Origin of the sequence: Pseudoalteromonas sp. SG44-1 (genome assembly GCF_014164315.1) — a bacterium.
Taxonomy (GTDB): domain Bacteria; phylum Pseudomonadota; class Gammaproteobacteria; order Enterobacterales; family Alteromonadaceae; genus Pseudoalteromonas; species Pseudoalteromonas rhizosphaerae.
Genome location: NZ_JACJEW010000246.1, coordinates 1 through 429 on the forward strand (window position 1 = coordinate 1; position 429 = coordinate 429).

3 tRNA genes are annotated in these 429 nt (G+C 44.5%); all 3 read left to right on the forward strand.

The annotated features are described in order from the left end of the window. Window positions 1-40 precede the first annotated feature (40 nt). The 3 genes from H5187_RS24010 (at window position 41) to H5187_RS24020 (ending at window position 420) form a co-directional block, all read left to right on the forward strand. A tRNA-Lys gene (locus H5187_RS24010) sits at window positions 41-116 on the forward strand. A gap of 81 nt (window positions 117-197) precedes the next feature. Continuing rightward, window positions 198-273 (forward strand) — tRNA-Lys (locus H5187_RS24015). A gap of 71 nt (window positions 274-344) precedes the next feature. Next, window positions 345-420 (forward strand) — tRNA-Lys (locus H5187_RS24020). Window positions 421-429: the final 9 nt, after the last annotated feature.

The window sequence follows — 429 nt, forward strand, 5'->3', positions numbered from 1 at the left end:
AATCGGCGGATTCACGCACCGTGCTTAGGCACATCAGAGCGGGTCATTAGCTCAGTTGGTAGAGCAGTGGACTTTTAATCCATTGGTCGATGGTTCAAGTCCATCATGACCCACCATTCTTTATTTAATAATAGAATGGTCTTTATCGGCGGATTTACGTATTAATGTTTTGTTGCATTTTGTTGCAGCAGCAGAGCGGGTCATTAGCTCAGTTGGTAGAGCAGTGGACTTTTAATCCATTGGTCGATGGTTCAAGTCCATCATGACCCACCATTCTTTATTCGTTGAATAGTAGAGTGGTTATAATCGGCGGATTCACGCACCGTGCTTAGGCACATCAGAGCGGGTCATTAGCTCAGTTGGTAGAGCAGTGGACTTTTAATCCATTGGTCGATGGTTCAAGTCCATCATGACCCACCATTCTTTATT